16 protein-coding genes are annotated in these 19830 nt (G+C 64.6%); 10 read left to right on the forward strand and 6 right to left on the reverse strand.

Going from position 1 to position 19830, the window contains the following annotated elements; translation table 11 throughout:
• Positions 1-74 precede the first annotated feature (74 nt).
• Positions 75-1724 (forward strand): PucR family transcriptional regulator, encoded by a 1650-nt coding sequence (locus NFJ07_RS08985; protein ID WP_269993763.1) that lies wholly within the window; start codon positions 75-77, stop codon positions 1722-1724.
• On the opposite strand, the gene menC is transcribed toward NFJ07_RS08985, so the two are convergent.
• Genes menC through NFJ07_RS09000 form a run of 3 tightly spaced genes read right to left on the reverse strand, consistent with a single transcriptional unit; the run spans position 1705 to position 7125 of the window.
• The gene (gene menC / locus NFJ07_RS08990) at positions 1705-2865 is read right to left on the reverse strand and encodes an o-succinylbenzoate synthase (protein WP_269993764.1); all 1161 of its coding nucleotides are present in this window, start codon (positions 2863-2865) and stop codon (positions 1705-1707) included. The genes NFJ07_RS08985 and menC overlap by 20 nt on opposite strands.
• Positions 2846-3730 carry a hypothetical protein gene (locus NFJ07_RS08995; RefSeq protein WP_269993765.1) on the reverse strand — a complete coding sequence of 295 codons (885 nt, stop codon included), beginning with the start codon at positions 3728-3730 and terminating at the stop codon, positions 2846-2848. Before NFJ07_RS08995 ends, menC begins: the two co-directional genes overlap by 20 nt.
• Positions 3727-7125, reverse strand: coding sequence for a serine hydrolase (locus NFJ07_RS09000; RefSeq protein ID WP_269993766.1), 3399 nt, complete (start codon positions 7123-7125; stop codon positions 3727-3729). Before NFJ07_RS09000 ends, NFJ07_RS08995 begins: the two co-directional genes overlap by 4 nt.
• 206 nt (positions 7126-7331) lie before the next feature.
• Here NFJ07_RS09000 and NFJ07_RS09005 point away from each other — a divergent pair, with 206 nt between their 5' ends.
• The 5 genes from NFJ07_RS09005 to NFJ07_RS09025 all read left to right on the forward strand — a co-directional run bounded on the left by NFJ07_RS09005 (position 7332) and on the right by NFJ07_RS09025 (position 11904).
• The gene (locus tag NFJ07_RS09005) at positions 7332-8183 is read left to right on the forward strand and encodes a M55 family metallopeptidase (protein ID WP_269993767.1); all 852 of its coding nucleotides are present in this window, start codon (positions 7332-7334) and stop codon (positions 8181-8183) included.
• A 146-nt stretch (positions 8184-8329) separates the two neighbouring features.
• Positions 8330-9112: a GAF and ANTAR domain-containing protein gene (locus tag NFJ07_RS09010; RefSeq protein ID WP_269993926.1), complete on the forward strand. Its 783-nt coding sequence runs from the start codon at positions 8330-8332 to the stop codon at positions 9110-9112.
• A 109-nt stretch (positions 9113-9221) separates the two neighbouring features.
• A complete protein-coding gene (locus NFJ07_RS09015) occupies positions 9222-9785 on the forward strand; it encodes a hypothetical protein (protein ID WP_269993768.1) in 564 nt (187 codons plus the stop codon).
• A 65-nt stretch (positions 9786-9850) separates the two neighbouring features.
• Positions 9851-10603: an IclR family transcriptional regulator gene (locus NFJ07_RS09020; protein ID WP_269993928.1), complete on the forward strand. Its 753-nt coding sequence runs from the start codon at positions 9851-9853 to the stop codon at positions 10601-10603.
• 113 nt (positions 10604-10716) lie between these two features.
• Entirely contained in the window at positions 10717-11904 is a 1188-nt protein-coding gene (locus NFJ07_RS09025) for a 4-hydroxybenzoate 3-monooxygenase (RefSeq protein WP_269993769.1), read from the forward strand.
• An 85-nt stretch (positions 11905-11989) separates the two neighbouring features.
• Here NFJ07_RS09025 and NFJ07_RS09030 read toward each other — a convergent pair whose 3' ends face one another.
• From NFJ07_RS09030 to NFJ07_RS09040, 3 genes are read right to left on the reverse strand one after another with little or no spacing between them, the layout of a single operon-like run.
• Positions 11990-12991, reverse strand: coding sequence for an aldose 1-epimerase family protein (locus NFJ07_RS09030; RefSeq protein WP_269993770.1), 1002 nt, complete (start codon positions 12989-12991; stop codon positions 11990-11992).
• A gap of 11 nt (positions 12992-13002) precedes the next feature.
• Positions 13003-14205: an ROK family protein gene (locus NFJ07_RS09035; RefSeq protein ID WP_269993771.1), complete on the reverse strand. Its 1203-nt coding sequence runs from the start codon at positions 14203-14205 to the stop codon at positions 13003-13005.
• A gap of 13 nt (positions 14206-14218) precedes the next feature.
• Positions 14219-15484, reverse strand: coding sequence for an FAD-binding protein (locus NFJ07_RS09040; RefSeq protein ID WP_269993772.1), 1266 nt, complete (start codon positions 15482-15484; stop codon positions 14219-14221).
• Positions 15485-15689: 205 nt separating this feature from the next.
• Here NFJ07_RS09040 and xylA point away from each other — a divergent pair, with 205 nt between their 5' ends.
• Genes xylA through NFJ07_RS09060 form a run of 4 tightly spaced genes read left to right on the forward strand, consistent with a single transcriptional unit; the run spans position 15690 to position 19790 of the window.
• Positions 15690-16880, forward strand: a complete 1191-nt coding sequence (gene xylA / locus NFJ07_RS09045) for a xylose isomerase (protein ID WP_269993773.1) — start codon at positions 15690-15692, stop codon at positions 16878-16880.
• Between the two features lie 19 nt (positions 16881-16899).
• Positions 16900-18399 (forward strand): xylulokinase, encoded by a 1500-nt coding sequence (gene xylB, locus NFJ07_RS09050; protein ID WP_269993929.1) that lies wholly within the window; start codon positions 16900-16902, stop codon positions 18397-18399.
• A 16-nt stretch (positions 18400-18415) separates the two neighbouring features.
• Positions 18416-19459, forward strand: coding sequence for a Gfo/Idh/MocA family protein (locus NFJ07_RS09055; protein WP_269993931.1), 1044 nt, complete (start codon positions 18416-18418; stop codon positions 19457-19459).
• A 13-nt stretch (positions 19460-19472) separates the two neighbouring features.
• The gene (locus NFJ07_RS09060; protein WP_269993774.1) at positions 19473-19790 is read left to right on the forward strand and encodes a hypothetical protein; all 318 of its coding nucleotides are present in this window, start codon (positions 19473-19475) and stop codon (positions 19788-19790) included.
• The last annotated feature ends 40 nt before the right edge of the window (positions 19791-19830 follow it).

Consider the following 19830-nt stretch of genomic DNA (forward strand, 5'->3'; position numbering starts at 1 on the left):
CCGACATAATCGGGGTACGATTTCGTCGTGCGCAACAATGTCGAGTCGTACCGTCCGCCCGTAGTGTCGGAGGCATGCTCATGTCAGTGACGACGCGGCCGCGCTCAAGCCTTGGCCGGGTGCTCGAAGACCTCGGAACGACCCTTCTTGAGCTCGTCTGCGGAAACGCGGAGGGCCAAAAGCAGATCGAGACGGTCATCATCCACGACTCCCTCGACGATGCGATCCCCTCACACGGGGCGCTCGTGCTCGGCGTTGGGATGCGCGAGACCGAAGAGATCGTCCAGCTGCTCACAACACTCGCCACGCAAGACGCCGCCGGCCTCGTGCTCCGGGCGCCAGTGAGTGCTGACCCGGCGATCATACGCGCGTCCGAAGAATCCGGCATTCCCGTACTCGCGCTGACCCGCGGTGCATCCTGGGCCCAACTCACTTCGATGCTGCGCTCTCTTATCGCGGAGGGCGATGTCGGCGAGAGCGGCCTCGGTGGAATGCCCGCCGGTGACCTCTTCTCGCTCGCCAATGCAATTTCGACACTTCTCAATGCGCCCGTCACGATCGAGGACCGCAACTCCCGAGTCGTCGCCTTCTCCGGCAAGCAAGACGAAGCCGATCCCGCCCGCGTCGAGACAATCCTCGGCCGTCAGGTTCCCGAGCGCTACATGCGCCAGTTGGAACAGCGCGGTGTGTTCCGCGAGCTGTATCGCAGCACCGACCCGATCCAGGTCGCTCCCGTAGACGTCGACGCCCAAGTGGCCTCCTACCCTCGTGTGGCGCTCGCGGTGCGTGCGGGCGACGAGATTCTCGGCTCCATCTGGGTTGCGGTGCGCGAACCAATGCCGAAAGATCGGATCGGGGCGCTCAAGGATGCCGCGAAGCTCGTCGCGTTGCATATGCTGCGGATACGCGCCGGTGCCGACGTTGAGCGCAGGCTGCGGGCCGATCTACTTGCCACGGTGCTTGAGGGCGGGTCGGGCGCAGCCGATGCCGCGTCACGGTTGCGCCTCACCGATCACCGGTGTGTTGTGCTTGCGCTCGCTGCCGCAGATTCCGAAGAGGACGAGGAAGGCGGGGCCGCACACGCGCGTCTTCTCACCGCACGGCAACGCATCGCCGACGCCCTCTCGATGCACCTGGGCGCGGTATACCCCCGCTCCGCAGCCGCCCTCATCGGCAACATTGTCTACGGTGTCGTCAGTGTTCGCCCGGATCAAGCGGATGCCGACCGACGCGCCGCACGAGTCGCCAACGAATTCCTGGCGCGCATCGGCGGCGACCGGCGCCTGCTGCTCGGTATTGGCACAATCGCGGACGACCATGCGGCACTCCCCACTTCCCGCGTCAGCGCGGATCGCGCCCTGCGCGTGCTTCAACTCGGTAAGTCGCATGCGCAGGTCGTGATCTTCGACGATGTGCAGGTTGAGGCGCTTCTCGTCGAACTCGGAGATCTTGCCGCCGCTCGCGGCGACCGCCCCAGCGGCCCGGTCGCGCGGCTGCTTGAGTACGACCGGGTACGCAACGCACAACTTGTTGAAACTCTCCGCGCTTGGCTAGATGCCTTCGGCGACGTTGCCGCGGCGTCCGCGCTGGTGTACACCCACCCGAACACCTTCCGCTATCGCCTACGCCGGCTCTCCGCAATTGGAGGGATCGACCTGAACGACCCGGAAGCGCGCTTCGCAGCCATGATCCAGTTGCGCCTACTTACCGAGCGCTCGCCGTAGCGGTCTGAGTTCGCCGCGGGGCGACCGTCACGGTCCGTGTCGTCGCTTCGGCGAGCACCGCAGGGATCGGTTCGACGCCAAGGCCCGCGCCGCTCGGGATCCGGATCTGGCCGTCTTCGATGCGGAACGGCTCTGTGATGTCCTGCTTGTAGAAGCGATCGGATGCCGAGATGTCTCCGGGCAAGGTGAATCCGGGCAGGCCGGCAAGCGCCGCATTTGCCGCGCGGCCGAGGCCGGTCTCGAGCATCCCGCCGCACCACACAGCGACCCCATTGGCAACGGCGATGTCGTGAATGCGTTTGGCTTCGAGGTATCCGCCAACGCGTCCGGGCTTGATGTTGATGATGGCTGCGGCTCCCATGGCGATGGCGTCGGCGGCAGAGGCGGCAGAGACAATCGACTCGTCCAGGCACATCGGTGTCGAGATTTCGCGGGCGAGGAGGGCGTGTTGACGCAGATCGTCCTCAGCAAGCGGCTGCTCGATCAGCAGCAAGTTGAAGGGGTCGAGCTTGCGCAAGTGCGGGGCGTCGACGAGCCGGTAGGCGGTATTCGCGTCAACCTGCAACGGGATATCGCCGAAGCGCTCGCGCACTGCACGGACGGGCTCGATGTCCCAGCCCTGCTGAATCTTGAGCTTGATGCGCACGTAACCCTGGTCGACATAGCCGCCTACCGCGGAAAGCAGATCCGGGATTGACTTCTGGATTCCGACGGAAACGCCGGACGGGACTGCGCCGACAGTCGCGCCGAAATAGGAGGCGAAGGAGACGTCCGTCGCCCGCAGCTGGGCATCGAGGATCGCCATCTCGAGCGCGGCCTTCGCCATGCGGTGGCCAACGAAGTGCTCAAGCACGTGGCCGACAAGCTCGGCGGTGAGCGCCTTGCCCGCATCCTGCCAGGCGTAGAGCGCCGGAATCAGGAAGCGCTGCAACACCTCGCGCGCGCCATCGAGGTACTCAGGTGAGTAAACGGGCTCGTCGAGAACCACACACTCGCCCCAGCCAGTCACCTCACGGCCATTGTGCTCGGCCGTCACCCTGACGAGTAGCGGTGCGCGCGAGGTTTGGGTGCTGAACGAGGTGGTGAATGGCGAGACAAGGGGCAGGGTGATATTGATGAGATCAATGCTGAGAATGCGCACGTGTGGGGGTCCTTTCGAGACTGTAGTGGCCTCGGCGGGCGAAGTCGGTGACCTGCCAACCGTCGTTCATGAGTGTTGCGAGGGCGTCGCGGAGCGCGGGGCGCCAGCAAGCGGCTCGATCGGGATGCTCGATCCGCATCGTTTCGATATCGGAGGGGATCTCGACCCGGACGCGCTGCGCTGAGCCCAGGGAGTCGAGGGAGAGACGCGGCACACCGTCCTCGTTGTAGAGGACACAGGCCTCCGGCTCCGAGGTGCCCGCCGCTATGCGGGCCCCGGGCTCCCGCAGCAGATCCCAGACCAGTAGCATCCGGTCACTGTCCTGGCCGCGGTTTATGCTGTCGGTCATCTCTCCATAGAAATTGGGCAAGTATTTCATTGCGGCTGTCCCGAGCCGGTGAATGTTGAAGTAGGCGTTGCGCGCAATGAGTGGATCAAAGGTCCACGTCATGGTGTCGGTCCCGCGGCGAAGGCACCAGGCCCGCTCATGGTATTTGAGCGCCTTGCCGACCCCTGCCCCGTCGCTCCCGCCGACGACGCCCGCGATGTGTGAGTGCAGCGCCCGGTCGGGCGGCGGGTGGAAGAACCCGACGCACACGGCAATCAGTTCCGCGCCGCGGTAAGCGCCCGCCACGTAGTTGTGCACGTGGGCGAGCGCGACAAGAAGGCCCGGGTCGATGTGCGGCTCGTTACCCTCGACCTTCCAGATCTTCGCCAGAAGAGCAGAGGCCAGCTCCATTTCGGCGGGGTCGTGTAGGGTGCGAACGCTGACCCCGCTGGCCACAGCTAGTGCGTCAGCCTCGGCCTCGGCAAGTGAGGCGATCTTGTCGCGACTGGCCTCGCTCGTGAGGAAACCACTGATCACGAGGCATCACCGTGCGGCATGTAGCGGTAACCGAGATAGGCGCCCTTCTCAAGCGGACGGAATTGTGACCAGCCGGCGGAGTCGGGCGCGGTGAAGAGCAAGACCCCGGGCTGGGTAGCGGGCACAAGCTTGAGAGTGGTTGCTTTGGGCTCCTCGCCGTCCTGCAGGATGTCGGTGAGTTCGCGCATTGTGAGCTGCGGACCATTCTCGCCGTTCTCGAAAGTGAGCGCCGCTCCGCCCGAGGCGTAGCCAACCGGTTTCCGAGCAATCCCTTCGGCAAGCGCGGCAAGCCCGGCGGACGCGCCATTCGAGTCCACCTGCAAGGCATCCGGAATCCGCGCCGCCGAGATGGCACTAGCGGCATCGCCGAACAATTCTCGGTAGAGACCATCCGGTTGGCCTCCCGTGGTCAGCAGCGCGAGCGCGAAACCGTCCTCCGGGAAGACCCGCAGATAGGCCCGTTGGCCGATGGTGCCCCCGTCGTGTCCGTAGACGAATGTTCCCTTCCAGTCTTCGAGGAACCAACCGAGACCCCAGCCAACGGTCGCGGGCGACACTGAGCGCAGGCTCACTTGCTCCTCAAGCATGGCTCTGGCCGATTCGGCGGAGAGTATGCGTGTGCCGTTGGGAGCAACACCGCCACGGAGCGCGGTCTGGGCGAAGCTGAGCAGGTCGCCGATGCTCGCCGTGATCAGGCCGGCTGGCCCCATGGAGCGCGTGATCGACCAGGTCGAAACCGGCTGGGACGCATCGCCGAAACCAGAGTGCCCCGTTGCGGTGGCGAATCGTGGGGCGTCCGAGGTCAGGGTGATCGTGTGTTCGAGTCCCATTGGCGCGATGATGTGCTTGCGTAGCGCCGCGTCCCAGGTGGAGCCTCGCAGCACCTCGATGATCCGTCCCGCGACGACGAAGCCGGCGTTGCAGTACGAGAAACGCTCGTCGATCGGGTGCACCTGCTTGGCACTCTTCAGTGACTCGACGTAGCGCTCGACGCAGTCGTCGCCGGGGCCGGTGTCTGTGAAGAGGTCGCCGTCGATGCCGCTTGTGTGAATCAGCAGGTGCCGCACAGTGACGGCGGCAGCGGTGGCGTGATCGGCGAGGGCGAAATCGGGCAGAATGCTCTGCACCGGCGCATCGAGCTCCAGGCGCCCCTCGTCGACGAGTTGCATGATGAGGACCGTTGTCCAGACCTTGGTGATCGAGCCAATCTGGAAAAGCGCGTCGTCCGGCGTGGATACGCCAGAGCCGATGTCGAGTACTCCCGAGCTCGCAGTGGTGCACTCGATCGGGGTGCCGTTCTCGTTGAGCCGCACGATACCGAACTGCGCAGCCGTCACCCCGTAGCGCGTGCGAAGAACGTCTAGGCGACGGCGCCAGAAGCCGGCACCTTGACCGGCGGCCGTGAGACCGCGCGGCCGCTCGCGCGATACGGGCCGCGCGTAGCTTTCGAGCCACTCGATAAGACGGCGGTTGTAGTCGATGCGATGCTCGATCGGGCCGTCCAGGATGAACAGGTGGCTCCCGCCCGGGTAGACAACAAGGCGAGCTGGCACCTCGGCGAGGCGTAGGGCCTTGAACCATTCCTCTGCCTGCCCGACGGGACAGGAGGCGTCCTCGGCTCCGTGCAGAATGAGGGTCGGCGTTGTGACATTGGTGACCCGGGCGATCGGCGAGGCATCGAGAAGCTCGCGGTAGTGGCCGAGCGGCGCAACCCCGGTGCTCATCGCGGAGAAGTACGCGGCGTGCTCGCCATCGGCCGCCATGCTGGAGAAGTTGCAGATCAGACCACCGGCGACCGCCGCGGCAAATCGCGTGGTCGCTGCCGTGAGCGCACAGGTGCCGAAGCCTCCGTAGCTGTAACCGGTCACGGCGAGGCGATCTGGGTCGGCGAGGCCCTCGGCAACGAGCGTGTCGATCGGCTCGAGGAAGTCGCGTTCATCGGCGGTGCCCCAGCCCCCGTTTACCGCCCGGTAGAAGGCGTCCCCGTAGCCATCCGAGCCGCGTGGGTTCACCATAAGGATGCGCCAGCCCTTCGCCGCCAAGACCTGGTGGTAAAGATGAACGCTGTCAGCGACGCCGCTCCAGGCGTTGTGTGGGCCGCCGTGAATGTCGAGCAGCAGGGGTGCCGCGCCATCCGTCTCCGGGGCCGAGAGTAACCAGCCATGAACGCGCGTACCATCCGTGATTGTGAACTCGCGTTCTTCGGCCTCGAACAGCTCGATGCCGGCGAGGGTGCTCTCGCGCAATCTGGTGAGCACCGTGAGGACGCCTGTCGCCAGGTCTAGCGTCGCGACCTCACCGGGGCTCTGCTGGGTCGTGAGCACAAAGGCGACACGCGCGGAAGCAGACGCAACGGACAGAGCGGACACCATCTGGTGGGGCCCTGCGACCAGTGCCCGTGAGCTCGTGCCATCGGGGGCGACCGCGTGCAACTGCGTCCAGCCGCGGTCTCGTTGGCAGTAGAGGACCTCGGAGCCGTCGGCCCGAAACGCCGGGCGTCCGCCTGGGTAGCCCGGGAAGCCAGCCATGACATTGCGGTCGAGCGGGGCAGTTAACGAGGCGTCGGCCGCATCCGTGCCGACGTAAAGACGAAGGAGCTCGGCATTTCCGATGCGCGGGGTGGGATTCCCGACCGCGACCACGGAGCCACCATCCGGTGACCATGCGAGTGCCCCGCTGACGCTGTCGGCCTGGCCTATGCGGCGCGGCAGCGGCATTTTGGCGTCGACGTCGAGCACGTAGGCGCCGCTCGTCCAATGGACGTCACTGCTTGGTTCGATGGCGGCCGTGAAGGCGATCAGCAGGCCGTCGGGCGACCAGTTTGCCTCGCTCGCATTCCAGTCGCCGTCGCTGAGGCGCCGCACTCGGCCGGATGCGATCTCACTCACAAAGAGGTGCAGCCGAACGGCTGCGTTCCAGCCGACCCCATCGGTCTTGAAGCCGAGCCTGTCGATCACGATCGGCTCTTCCACCGCGGATACCGTTACGTTGCGCGAAACTGGTGCGGTGATGGCTAGCCGGAGGCCGTCGGGGCTGACGCGGGCGGCAGCAACACCCAGGGGGAAGTCGGCGGTGCAGCTAAGTGCCAGCGCTTCGCCTCCTCCGATTGGCAGTAGGTACACCTGGGCTGGTCCGTCAGATGCTCGCAGGAAGAGAACTGCGGAGCCATCGGGAACGAATTGCGGCGCGGAATCGGCCGGGCCGCTCGTCAGACGGCGAGCCTCGGAGCCGTCGCTGACCGCCCAGAGTGAGCTGTGCGCCTTGCCGTTCAACGTTTCCGTGCGTGTGAAGACCACGAGCGTGCCATCTGGCGAGATGGCAGTCTCGGCTGGCACGACGAAGCGCGCGATATCTTCAAGCTCAAGCGGGCGGTTCGTAAAGGCGTTGCTCGTCACGGTGATTCCCCTTCTCGTGGCGGTGAGTCCACTGGTGTCTTGTCCCTCTACATTCGACGCTCCACCGCCCCCGCAGTTCGTCGGATCGCACAATGCTGAAGCCTTGTTTGGTTGCGCTGACTCAGGCGCGGTTAGGTGTGTAGCCGCAATACTGAGGTTCTATGAGCGCAGTCCCGCCTGCGCGCCCCACATTCGAAGGAGAGCTCGTGAGCGTCAAGACATTTATCTCGATCGACATGGAGGGCGTCGCCGGCGTCGCGACGTTTGACCAGGTCGCCCGCGGCGGCCATGGCTATCCACGTGCGCAAGAATTGATGACGCTTGAGGCTAACGCCGCAATCGCGGGTGCCTTCGACGGGGGTGCGGACGAGGTTGTCATCAACGATTCGCACGGCACGATGGACAACCTGATTCACGAGCTACTCGACCCCCGGGCCATCGTCGTGTTCGGCAGTCCGAAGGCACAGTGCATGGCCGAGGGACTCACCGCGGATTGCGACGTCGCCTTGTTCATCGGCTATCACGCCCCCGCAGGAGAATACGGCGTGCTTGCGCACACCTTTTCGAGCCACTTCACGGAGGTACGGGTGAACGGCGCGGTGGTCTCGGAGGCCGAGGTCAACGCCATGTACGCGACTTCGCTCGGTGTACCCGTTGGGCTCGTCAGCGGCGATGACGTGATCTGCCGTATCGCACGGGAACAGTTCGCGGGAGTCGAGGTAGTCGAGGTCAAAGTCGCGCACGGCTACACTTCCACCGCATCGCTTGCGCCTTCCGTGGCTCGCGACGCCATTCGCGAAGCCGCGGCGCGCGTCGTGCGTAACGCGGCGACTCTCACAGTTCCGGAACTGCCAGAGCAGTTCACGGTTGCTGTAGATATGCCGACGGCAAGCGCCGCCGAGCTTGCAATGTCGATTCCGGGTGCGCGACGCACGAGCGACCGCTCGGTCGAATGCACAGTAACGGATGCTGGCCAAGTGCTCGGACTGATCGTCGTTTTCTATGAACTCGCGGCGAGCGCCATGTACGCGAAGACAGCACTCTTCATGCGGCGCTAGCTAGACCTGACGCCGCCGGAACCGGAAGGTGCCTATTGGGAGACACGCGCTAGGCATTTCTCAATTGCCAACCGTGTGGGACCTTATGTAAGGGGACTTATTATTTCCACATGCCGCAATCAGCATATTCACCGGGAGAACGTGCCATGCTTCCTGCAGATTCCACATCGACCACCATCGACCGAATCCAGAACCTGATCCTGGAGAGTGCCGACTTCGAGGACTTCCTCAATGAGCTCGCGCGGTTTTCTGCCCACCAGATGGCGGGCGACGGCGATGATGCGCTCTGTGGGATCACGCTGCTGCGCGAGCGGAAGGCGCTCACGATTGGGTGGAGCAGTGATGCGGCCCGCGAAGTGGACGAGATCCAGTATTCCTTGGCCCAGGGGCCATGCTTGACGGCAGCCGAAGAGGATCGGGAAGTCCACGTCCCGGATCTCCTTGAGGAGAACCGTTGGGGTCCTGACTACGCGACTGCCGTTGCGTCGCACGGCCTGAGGTCGGTGTTGTCGCTGCCTTTCAACCTTGAGGGAGAGGCCAAAGCCGCGCTCAACCTGTACTCCGAGGCCCCGTACAAGTTCGACGAAAGGGCCGCAGATCGGGCCCGCGGATACACCCGTGAGGTATCGCAGGCCTTGCGTCTTGCCATCAGGTTCGCCCTCCATGCGGACAGCGCAAAGAATCTCCGGGCGGCGATGGAGTCCCGCACGGTCATTGACATCGCCGTAGGAATTGTCATGGCGCAGAGCCGCTGCAGCCAGGAGGACGCTGTCCGGGTCCTGACCGAGGCCTCGAGCAATCGCAACGTGAAATTGCGCGATATCGCCAAGTCCTTGGTGGATTCCGTTGACGGAGCGGGCACCCTGACCCACTTCGAAGAGCCGGCCCAGGACCCGGGCCAGGACCCGGGCCGCAGCCGGGCCGGGTGAGTCCGGCCTTTTCCGTGAGTCAACGCGCGGAGTGTACAACGGGGGGTGCCAGAGGCTAACCTTCTTGAGGTTGAGCCGTCGGCCATAGACACCCTTATTTGGAGTACCTATGGACCGCAGATTGCACGCCCTCGTAAAATTCGATGTCTCCACGGACGCAGTCGAAATCGACGTCCGGGGGAGCCTGGATCAAGATTCGAGGCCCGCGCTCGTTCACATCGTTCGCCGGATTCGGCGAATGGGCATCACCTCCCACATCAGAGTGGGCTTTTCCCACGCCGCGCTCGTCGAATCGCAGGCCTTGGCGGGACTCCGCAACGACCTCAATGCGATCGACGGCGGAACCACGGAAGTGGGCCTCGCCACCGGATCCGGAGTTTCCCTCGAATTCACGGACAAGCCTGCCAGTCTCCCACCCGGGGCCGCAACGGGATCGAAATCGATCGAGCTCAGCGGCGAATTCGCAGCCTCGATCGATGCGGCGGGACTCCAGCCGCTGGACAAATACTCCGATGAAGAACTCCTTGCTGCCAGTGATTTCGCTTTTGGCCTGCTGGACCAGCCCAGTACATTTGCCTCCCCGGTAGTGCTGGCGCACTACGACGCGATCGGCTTGGAGATCTCGCGGCGGGAACTCAAGGATGCCGCGGCGGATCCCTCCGAGCCGCTGTAAACTCCGAGCCGCTGTAAACTGGAGCCCACCATTCAATGGAATCCGTGGGAAGCGGTGAGAGCGCAGTGGCCAACTCGGCATCCGGCGATTCAGTGGTGGACCGCATCGTCCGGATCATCGAGGCCTTCCCCGAAGGCTCCACATCGCTGCGGCTCTCCGAGCTCGCAGAGACCGCCGGCTTGCCACTCACAAGCGCCCATCGCCTGGTTCGGCAGCTCGCCGATCACGGGCTCCTGGAACTCGGCGCTGGCGGAAATGTCCGCCTCGGCCTGCGGCTGTGGGAACTCGTCAACCGGAATTCACCCACCTTGGCCCTCCGGCAAGCGGCGCTGCCATTCATGGAGGACATCCATCAGGTCCTGAACCAGAACGTGAACCTCGCCGTGCTCGACGGTTGGGAGGCGTTGTTCGTTGAGCGGCTGTCCCGCCGGGGATCCGTGGCCAACCGCGCCCGCATAGCCGGCCGCATGCCCGTTCACATATCTTCGGCCGGGTTGGCGTTGATGGCTAGCCAGCCGCGGGAACAGCAAGCCGAGTACCTCAAGCAGTTCAGCGACCCGGCCGGGAAGGTGACGGCCGACGTCGTCCGTCACCTTTTGGCCGAAACCGCCCAGCAGGGGTACGCGCAACTTGCGGGCGTGGTGGATCCGGACACATGGGGCATCGCGGTGCCGGTCGCGGACGGCAAGCGGCGCACGGTGGCCGCGCTCGGCGTCGTGGTCCCCCTCGCTGAAATGCGCCTGCAGGCGTTGGTGCCCGCGCTGCAGACGGCGGCCCGCGGCATCGGGCGTCAGCTCGATGAGCAACGGAACATCTAAGGGTTTCCGTTGAACGGAATTCATATAACGCCAACCCTGCGGTGGGGGTCACACTGATCAGCAGAACCACCGCAGCCCTCCAGGCGCGGTTCCGCAATGAAGCGAGGAACGCCATGGCACGTAAGATCATCACCACCCAAGTGGCCATTATGGGAGCGGGCCCGGCCGGCCTCATGCTCTCCCACCTGCTGGCCACATCGGGGATCGAATCCACCGTCATCGAGGTCCGCAGCCACCAGCAGATCGCCGAAACAGTCCGTGCTGGCATCCTGGAACACGGCTCCGTAAACATGCTCGTGGAAAGCGGCGTTTCCGACCGCGTGCTTCGCGACGGCGACAGGCATGACGGGATCGAACTGCGCTTCAACGGCGAAAGCCACCGGATCGACTTCAAGGAGCTCGTGGGGGAATCGGTGTGGCTCTACCCGCAAACGGACGTCTTCCTCGACCTCGCCGCACGGCGCAAGGACGACGGAGGTGACGTCCGGTACAGCGTCACGGACACCACCATCCACGACCTCGAAGGAAAACCCAAAGTCTGGTTCACCGACGCCGAGGGCCAGGAATTCGAGATCCAAGCCGACTTCGTGGTGGGCGCCGATGGTTCCCGCAGCCACTGCCGCTTCCAGGTCCCCGAGGCCAACCGCAAGTGGTACTTCCACGAATACCCCTTCGCCTGGTTCGGCATCCTCGCCCAGGCCCCGCGCAGCTCAGACGAACTGATTTACGCCAACTCCGAGAACGGCTTCGCCCTCATCAGCCAGCGCACGGAGAATGTGCAGCGCATGTACTTCCAGTGCGACCCCAAGGAAAACGTGGCCGACTGGGACGACGAGCGCATCTGGTCCGAATTCCGCAAACGCGTCAACGGAAACGGCTTTGAGCTCAAGGAGGGGCCGGTCCTCGAAAAGATGGTCCTGCCGTTCCGCAGCTTCGTCCACACCCCGATGCGCCACGGGAACCTGTTCCTGGCCGGCGACGCCGCCCACACCGTCCCGCCGACGGGTGCCAAGGGTCTCAATTTGGCCCTGCACGACGTCAAGGTGCTCTTCGAAGGCCTCGAGTCCTTCTACAGCGGCGGGTCTTCCACGCTCCTCGAGTCCTACAGCGACCGCGCCTTGGAACGCGTCTGGAAGGCCCAGCACTTCTCCTACTGGATGACGTCCATGCTGCACACTGTCCCCGGTTCGGATGACTTCGGCCGTGCCCGCCAGCTTGGCGAACTCCATTCCGTGGTCTCCTCCTGGCACGCGCGGGCTTACCTTGCAGAGTCGTACACGGGGTGGCCGGGGGCGAAGTAGCTCCGCCGCGCGCGGCTTGGCGACACGCTGAATGCCTGGCGCGGCGTGTATTCCGGTGTCGTCAGGCATTCTCCGCCGCGCCTGGTTATTTGCGCGTCGTCAGGTAACGGATTCCCCAGCTCGCTTCCCAGACCTCGCCGGGTTCCAGCCAGCGCAGGCCTTCGCCGCTGTTGAAGGCGTCGGCCGGCGCCGTCATCGGTTCGACCGCGACGGCGGTCACCATGCCGCCGTCGGCTGCGAACTCCGTGGTGGTAAAGGCCTGGACGTAGCCGAAGGAGGCATCCATGTACATCTGGACTTGGCTACCGTCGGGCGCCTCGAGATAGTGCGCGGAGCTTCCGTCGTCCTCGCGGCGGACATCGCCCCAGGCGTCGTCGAGGTCAACGGCGCCCACCAGCTGCCCGTTACGGAAATCGTTCGGGGTTCCGCTGACGTCCGTGGTGATTCCGCTCGGGTTCAGGCGTTCGTCCACCTCGATGTGGGTATCGGCGTTGATGTAGAGCGTGAGTTCTTCCGTGGGTACGTTACCCAAACGGAGGAAAGGATGGGCACCGAGCGCGACGGGCGCGGATCGGGGTCCGGTATTTTCCAGGCGGTGAGTGACGAGCAGCCCGTCCCCCACGAGTTGATAGCGGACCGACGTCGACAGCTCGAAGGGGTATCCCGGCTGCGGCGAGAGCCCGGCGCCGAGCGTGATGCTGTCCGCGGTCAGTGCACTGACGCTGTATGGAGTGTGCGTCAGCAATCCGTGCAGGGCATTGCCGTGGTCCGGTTCGGTGATGTCCAGTTGCTGGGCGACGCCGTCGTAGCTCCACGTGCCTCCAGCCACCCGGTTGGGCCACGGGACCAGGACCCAGCCCGCGCACCACGGCGGTTGGGCGTCGGAGGGGTAGTCCTGGACCAGGGCCACGCCGTCAACGTCGAGCTCCCGCAGGCTCGCGGCGATTTCCGTCACCACAACGCGCTGGCTGCGGCCGCCGATGCTGGCCATGAGTTCAAAGTGTTCGCCCATGGGCGATGCCGCGCGGTGACGCGGTTCCTGATTAAGCGAGGGTGCCTGATTGAGCGAGGGGGCCTGATTCGGCATGGTTGACCTGACTAAGAAGTAGGGGAAGGGAATGCGCCGGCAGGGTCCGCGAGGAACTGCGCAAAGGCCAGTTCCGCTGCTCCGATCATCATGAGATCCGAGCCGAGGGCAGCCCGGTAGATCTTTACCTGGCCAGCCGGTCCGTCCAGCGCCTGGGACCGGAGCGAGTTGTCCAATGTCCCGGGAGACAGCGCGTGCAAGACGCCGAGGAAGCCATCGAGGACGATCGCTTCAGGGTTGAACGTGTTCACTGCATTCCGCAAGGCGATGCCGAGATACTCAAGCTGGCGTGCCACTTCCGCGGCCACCGCTTCGCTGCTGTTCGCACGGAGCGCCTGCTCGAGTTGGCCGGCATCCCCGCCGCCGATCCCGGCCAGTTCAAAAAGCGGTGACTGGGAGACTTCGGTTTCAAGGCAGCCCGTGGCCCCACAGTGGCAAGGTTTGCCGGACGAGCGGACAAAGGTGTGTCCAAGTTCCCCGGCGTAGCCGGATGTTCCGCGAAGCAATTCCCCGTCAGCGATGATTCCGCCGCCGATGCCGCTGGCTCCGCCGTTGAGGAAGATCAGGTTCTTCTGGCCCGCGCCGGCGCCGAAGAGGAGCTCGCCCTCAGCGCCGAGCGATGCGTCGTTGGCCGCGTGGCAGGGGTATCCGGTGGCCTCGCCGAGCATGCGGGCCACGGGCTCATCGCGCCAGCCCAGATGCGGGGCATGCCGGACCACGCCGTCGTCGCGGTTGACGAGCCCGGGCACGGCGATGCCCACGCCCATGACCCGATACGAAGCGTCGAGCTCGGACCGCATTCCGGCGATCACTGCGGCCGCGATGTTCACGGCTTCCTTGGCCGTCGGGATCCGTTCGGTGTCGAAACGGATCTTCTTCTGGACCTTCCCCCCGAGGCCGACAAGACCGATGGTGACAGCATCGATCTCCGGATTGACCGCAAGGGCGGCTATGGATGGCCGCGGATGGACGATGGGGCTGGGCCTGCCCACCTGGGCTTCACCGGAGGGCGCCGTCTCATACACCACTTCCAAGTTCACGAGTTGCCCTATCAACGCGCCTACCGTGGACCGGTTCAGGCCCGTGCGCTTGGTCAGCTGGGCGCGGCTGAGTACACCGTTGTGATGGACAAGGGAGGTCAGCAGTGCCAAGTTGTTGCGCCGCGACGGATCCGGCTCGCTGGCGGTGACGGGATTTCGGGTGGGGGAGGGCATCATCGCGACAATATCAGCTCCCAAACACCGTTCGGTCCAGGAAGTCGTTGCGGAACTTTCCGGAAGGATCCAGCCGATCAGCCAGGGCGATGAAGTCGCCGAAACGAGGGTACAAGGGCGCGACGGCGGCAGCACCGGCGTCGAACAGCTTGCCCCAGTGCGGCCTCGCGGCGAACGGAGCCAGTTCCGCCTCAAGCAGCGGCAGGATGGCTTCGACCGCTTGCTGATCCTGGCGCCAGGTGAAGTGCAAACCGATGCCGTCGCGGCCGTAGTTGGCGCTCAGCCAGAGCTGGTCGGCAGCCACCGTGCGGATTTCGCCAACCAGCAGCAGTGGAGTCACGACGTCGGAGAGCCTGCGCACAGTTCGGAGGGCGTCTACGGCGTGTTCCCGGGGGATGAGGTACTCGCTCTGCAGCTCGTCGCCTTGGCTCGGAGTGAATTCCATCCTGAAATGGGCCAGCCGGTCAGACCACGGCCCGGCAATGCCGAGCTGCTGCGTGCAGTTGCTGCCTGACACGCCGGGAAGAGGGTGCCGTGCTTCCGTTGCCGGAGTCCCGCCGAAGAAACCTGACGTTTCCGGCGCCGGATCGCCGCTGCGCCTCTTGAGCCACGCTTGACCCACTGTCTCTCCGCTCCAGTCGGTGAACAGGCTGACACTGTAGGCGGAGGAGGCTATCTGGTCGAAGTTTTCCAGGACGAGATCCCAGTTGAGGTTTTCGAAGACGCTCTGGGCGACATCGAAGCTTGGCTGGATGTCCAGCGTCAGTTTGGTGACGATGCCGAGTGCGCCGAGTCCCACCACCATGCCGTCGAAATCCTCGTCGCCGCGGCGCACGCTGAGAATGCTGCCGTCCGCCGTGACCAGTTCAAGGCCCGCGACGGCGGTGGCCAGGTTGCCGTTGGCGGCACCGGAGCCATGAGTGGCGGTAGCGACAGCTCCTGCCACCGAAATGTGGGGGAGCGATGCCAGATTGTGAAGGGCGAAACCCTGGCGCTGGAGTTCTGCAGCCAATGTCCCGTAACGCGTGCCGCCGCTCACGGTGACGGTCATGTTGGCCGCATCCACATTGATGCCAGGATCCAGACGGTCCAGCACCACGAGAGTGCCGGACGTGTCCGCGATGGAGTTGAAGGAATGGCGGGACCCGAGCGCACGAATCTTTTTGGCGCCTGCCACGAGCTCCTGGAGTTCCTCCACGCTGGCGGGATGGGCGAGCTGCGGTGCCTGGTAGCTGTAGTTTCCTGCCCAATTGCGTTCCGCCACCAGCTGATCAGTCACTGTTGAATCCTTCGTTCAAGGGCCCCGCGGCCTTATTTGATGTCCATAACAACATAATGGCTGGACAGTCGCGGCGCCAGATCCTTTTGCTAATTTTTCGTTGCTTGGGTGAAAAATCTTCTTGGCTCCAAGTGGTTGACATCACGAAGATTCGTAATATGTTGGATAGCAAAACAAACTCCACATCGACTACCCGGAGCACTCAATGACGATTCAGCCCACCCGTGAAGACAAGTTCTCGTTCGGCCTTTGGACCGTGGGTTGGGAGGCGCAGGACCAATTCGGTTCCGCCACCCGCCCTCCCCTGGACACCGTGGAAGCCGTCAACCGGCTCAGCGACCTTGGCGCCTACGGCATCACTTTCCACGACAATGACCTGTTCCCCTTCGGTTGCTCGGCTGCCGATCGCCAGCGCGAAATCGACCGGTTGCAGGGAGCGCTCAAAGCCACGGGGATGATCGTTCCCATGGTTACCACCAACCTGTTCAGCCACCCCGTCTTCAAGGACGGCGGTTTCACGAGCAACGATCGCGGCGTCCGCCGCTTCGCCTTGCGCAAAGTGCTGGACAACATCGATCTCGCCGCCGAACTCGGCGCCGAAACCTTCGTCATGTGGGGCGGCCGCGAAGGCAGCGAGTACGACGCTGCCAAGGACATCCGCGGAGCGCTCGAGCGCTACCGCGAGGCCGTCAACCTGCTAGGCGACTACGTCACGGACAAGGGCTACAACATCCGCTTCGCGATCGAGCCGAAGCCGAACGAACCCCGTGGCGACATCCTGCTCCCCACCCTCGGCCACGCCCTGGCGTTCATCGAAACGCTGGAACGCCCGGAACTCGTTGGCATCAACCCCGAAACCGGCCACGAGCAGATGGCCGGGCTGAACTTCACGCACGGCATCGCCCAGGCTTTGTACCAGGGCAAGCTCTTCCACATCGACCTCAACGGCCAGCGCAGCATCAAGTTCGATCAGGACCTGGTGTTCGGCCACGGTGACCTGCAGAACGCCTTCTCCCTGGTGGACTTGCTCGAAAACGGCGGTCCCGACGGCGGCCCGTCCTACCAGGGCCCGCGCCACTTCGACTACAAGCCCAGCCGCACCGAAGACATCGACGGCGTGTGGGACTCCGCGGCCGCGAACATGCAGACCTACTTGCTGCTCAAGGAGCGCGCCAAGGCATTCCGTGCCGACCCCGAGGTCCAGGAAGCCCTCCAGGCTTCACGCGTGGCCGAAATCAACGAGCCCACCCTGAATCCGGGCGAAGGCTACGAGCAGTTGCGTGCGGACAAATCCGCCTACGAGGACTTCGACGCCGATGCCTACTTTGGCGGCAAGGGCTTCGGATTCGTGAAGCTCCAGCAGCTCTTCATCGAGCACCTCCTCGGAGCGCGCTGATCCCGTGGCCGCTGCTTCCTTGAACCTTGTTGCCGGGGTTGATTCCTCTACTCAAAGCTGCAAAGTGGTGGTCCTGGACGCTGAAAGCGGTGCGCTCGTGCGTTCGGGCCGGGCGAGCCATCCGGATGGAACGGAAGTCCATCCGGACGAGTGGTGGCGGGCGCTTTCCGAAGCGTTCGACGACGCCGGCGGCCTGGCCGATGTCAGGGCACTGTCCGTAGGGGGCCAGCAGCACGGCATGGTGCTGCTGGACCGCGACGGAAACGTGGTGCGGCCGGCGTTGCTGTGGAACGACACGCGCTCGGCCGGATCCGCTGAAGACCTCACCGCAGAAGTAGGGGCGGAGGACTTCGCCCGCCGGACCGGGCTGGTGCCAGTGGCTTCCTTCACCATCACGAAGATCCGCTGGATCAGGGACCACGAACCCGAAAGCATGGCCAAGGTGGCCGCCGTCGCGCTCCCTCACGACTGGCTCACGTGGCGTCTCCGCGGTTTCGGTCCAGCTGGCTCCAGCCCGCTGGGGCCGGACCTGGACGAACTCACCACTGACCGTTCGGACGCCAGCGGCACCGGCTACTGGAGTCCGCTGACCGGACGCTACGATCTGGACTTGTTCAAACTGGCGTTCGGCCGGGACGCCCGGGAAGCCTTGGGCGGGGCGGCGGCGCCGACGCCCGGCGTCGTCGTGCCCCGTGTGCTCGGCCCCGGTGAAACCGCAGGGCGCGTGCACCCGGCGTGTTTCGGCGGGCCTAGCGCAAGCAGCGCTGCCGAGGGCGGGACCGTGCTCGGTGTCGGGGCGGGGGACAATGCCGCCGCCGCACTGGGCCTTGGAGCCAAACCCGGCGACGTCGTCGTGTCCGTGGGCACCAGTGGCACGGTGTTCGCCGTCGACTCCTCGCCGGGGAACGATGCGAGCGGGACCGTGGCGGGCTTCGCGGATGCGAGTGGGGAGTACTTGCCGATCGCCGTGACGCTGAACGCCGCCCGTGTGCTCAGTTCGGTTGCCGAAGTGCTCGACGTCGACTTCGACGAGCTTTCCCGGCTCGCCCTCGAGGCCGAGCCGGGCTCGGGAGGTGTGGTGCTGGTGCCGTATTTCGAAGGGGAACGGACTCCCAATCTGCCCCATGCGAAGGCCAGTTTCCACGGTCTCAGCATTGCCTCCACCACCCGGCCGAATATCGCCCGGGCGGCTATCGAGGGCATGCTGTGCGGACTCGCGGGAGGCCTGGATGCACTGCGTGACCAGGGTGGCCGTGCGGAGCGATTGCTGCTGATTGGCGGTGCCGTACAGAACCCTGCTGTCCAAAGGATTGCGGCACAGGTGTTCGACCTCCCTGTGGTGGTTCCGAGCCCAGGCGAATACGTTGCCCGGGGGGCGGCCGTTCAGGCGGCGTGGGCGCTCACAGGGTATCGCCCGGATTGGCCCGTGGCCCTGGATGCCACACCCGAACCGGACTTCCGGTCCTCCATCGGACAGAACTACAGGAAGGTCAGTGCCAGCGTTGATACCGGCAACTGAACCGCTGCTCGCCAGGATGCCGCTTCTTGATTCCCTGAACCAGGATCCGGTGCCTGCATCGGGCGATCCCGTCCGGTGGGGAGTCATTTCCACCGGACGGATCGCGTCGACCGTCGTGCAGGACCTCGCCCTGCTGCCTGACGCCGTCCTGCAGTCCGTCAGTTCCCGGACCCAGGAAAACGCGGAGGCGTTTGCCTCCGAACACGGCTTCCAAAGCGCCTACGGCGACGACGGTGGGCTTCCGGGATATCAGCGTCTGCTCCAGGATCCTGCAGTGGATGTTGTCTACGTGGCAACGCCGCACACGAGCCACTACTCGGTGGCGAAGGCTGCCCTCGAAGCCGGGAAGCACGTCTTGTGCGAGAAACCGCTGACCATCAACGCCCGCGAAGCAGAAGAGCTGGTCCGGCTGGCCCGGGAGAAAAGCCTGTTCCTGATGGAAGCCGTATGGACCCGCTTCCTGCCCAGTGTGCAGCGGGCGGCGGAAATCATCGCATCCGGAGAACTCGGCGAGATTCGGTGGGTGCAGGCAGATCTCGGATTTCCGGCGCCGCACCATCCCGAATCCCGGCTGTGGAGGCGCGACGACGGGGGAGGCGCCTTGATGGACGTGGGTGTTTATCCCTTGACGTGGGCGCTGATCAGCTTGGGGCGCCCCGACTCGTTGACGGCCACAGCGCATCTCAGCGATGGCGGAGTGGATTCCGAGACCGCCCTGACGCTGTCCTATTCCTCCGGGGCGCAGGTCCAAGCCATGACCTCGTTGACCGCGGCCACCCCACAAAATGCCACCGTATGCGGCACGAAGGGGATGCTGCGGTGCAATGCGCCGTTGTTCAATCCGACCGAGCTGAACATCACCTCCGGCTCCGGCGAACAAAGGGTGGAGAAATTCATCCCGGTCGGCCGTGGATACACGTACCAGCTGCGCGAAGTGATCCGCTGCCTGCAGCAGGGCCTTCTCGAGAGCCCCACGATGCCGTTGGCAGATACCTTGACCACCATGTCCCTGCTGGATGAAGCACGCAGCCAAGCGGGAATCAGCTACCCAGGGGACTAGGGGCGGCGGGGCTTTGGCGTTGATCAGCCGTAGCCATGAACTAGGTGAAATCGATGACCTTCTCGAAGCTGCGGCTCTGGGCGAGTTGGAGGACACCGGTGACGCGAGAACGCCGATTAAGCCGATCCGGTCGGATCCCGAGGTCTATGAGCTGCGACGAAAGGCGCTATCGAAACAACTTCGGTTCTATCACGCTGAACCCGACGACCTTCCTGATGGACTCTTGGCGCTCCACAAGCACATGAAAGGAGCGGTCTCGCAGCAGGAAGAGATCGACTTTGCCGTGGACCGGTATGGGTCTGGCCGTCCTAACGGCTGGACCAAATCTTGATTCAGGCGAACTGCACAACCTTAAGGTTGTGCGGCTATGA

This window comes from Arthrobacter sp. B2a2-09, assembly GCF_027587375.1.
Taxonomy (GTDB): domain Bacteria; phylum Actinomycetota; class Actinomycetes; order Actinomycetales; family Micrococcaceae; genus Arthrobacter.

Bases quoted from the DNA above. Each gene is read 5' to 3' on its own strand.
- NFJ07_RS08985 (WP_269993763.1), top strand. From the start codon at position 75: ATGCTCATGTCAGTGACGACGCGGCCGCGCTCAAGCCTTGGCCGGGTG.
- NFJ07_RS09010 (WP_269993926.1), top strand. From the start codon at position 8,330: ATGCTTCCTGCAGATTCCACATCGACCACCATCGACCGAATCCAGAAC.
- NFJ07_RS09015 (WP_269993768.1), top strand. From the start codon at position 9,222: ATGGACCGCAGATTGCACGCCCTCGTAAAATTCGATGTCTCCACGGAC.
- NFJ07_RS09025 (WP_269993769.1), top strand. From the start codon at position 10,717: ATGGCACGTAAGATCATCACCACCCAAGTGGCCATTATGGGAGCGGGC.
- NFJ07_RS09030 (WP_269993770.1), bottom strand. From the start codon at position 12,991: ATGCCGAATCAGGCCCCCTCGCTCAATCAGGCACCCTCGCTTAATCAG.
- NFJ07_RS09035 (WP_269993771.1), bottom strand. From the start codon at position 14,205: ATGCCCTCCCCCACCCGAAATCCCGTCACCGCCAGCGAGCCGGATCCG.
- xylA (WP_269993773.1), top strand. From the start codon at position 15,690: ATGACGATTCAGCCCACCCGTGAAGACAAGTTCTCGTTCGGCCTTTGG.
- NFJ07_RS09055 (WP_269993931.1), top strand. From the start codon at position 18,416: ATGCCGCTTCTTGATTCCCTGAACCAGGATCCGGTGCCTGCATCGGGC.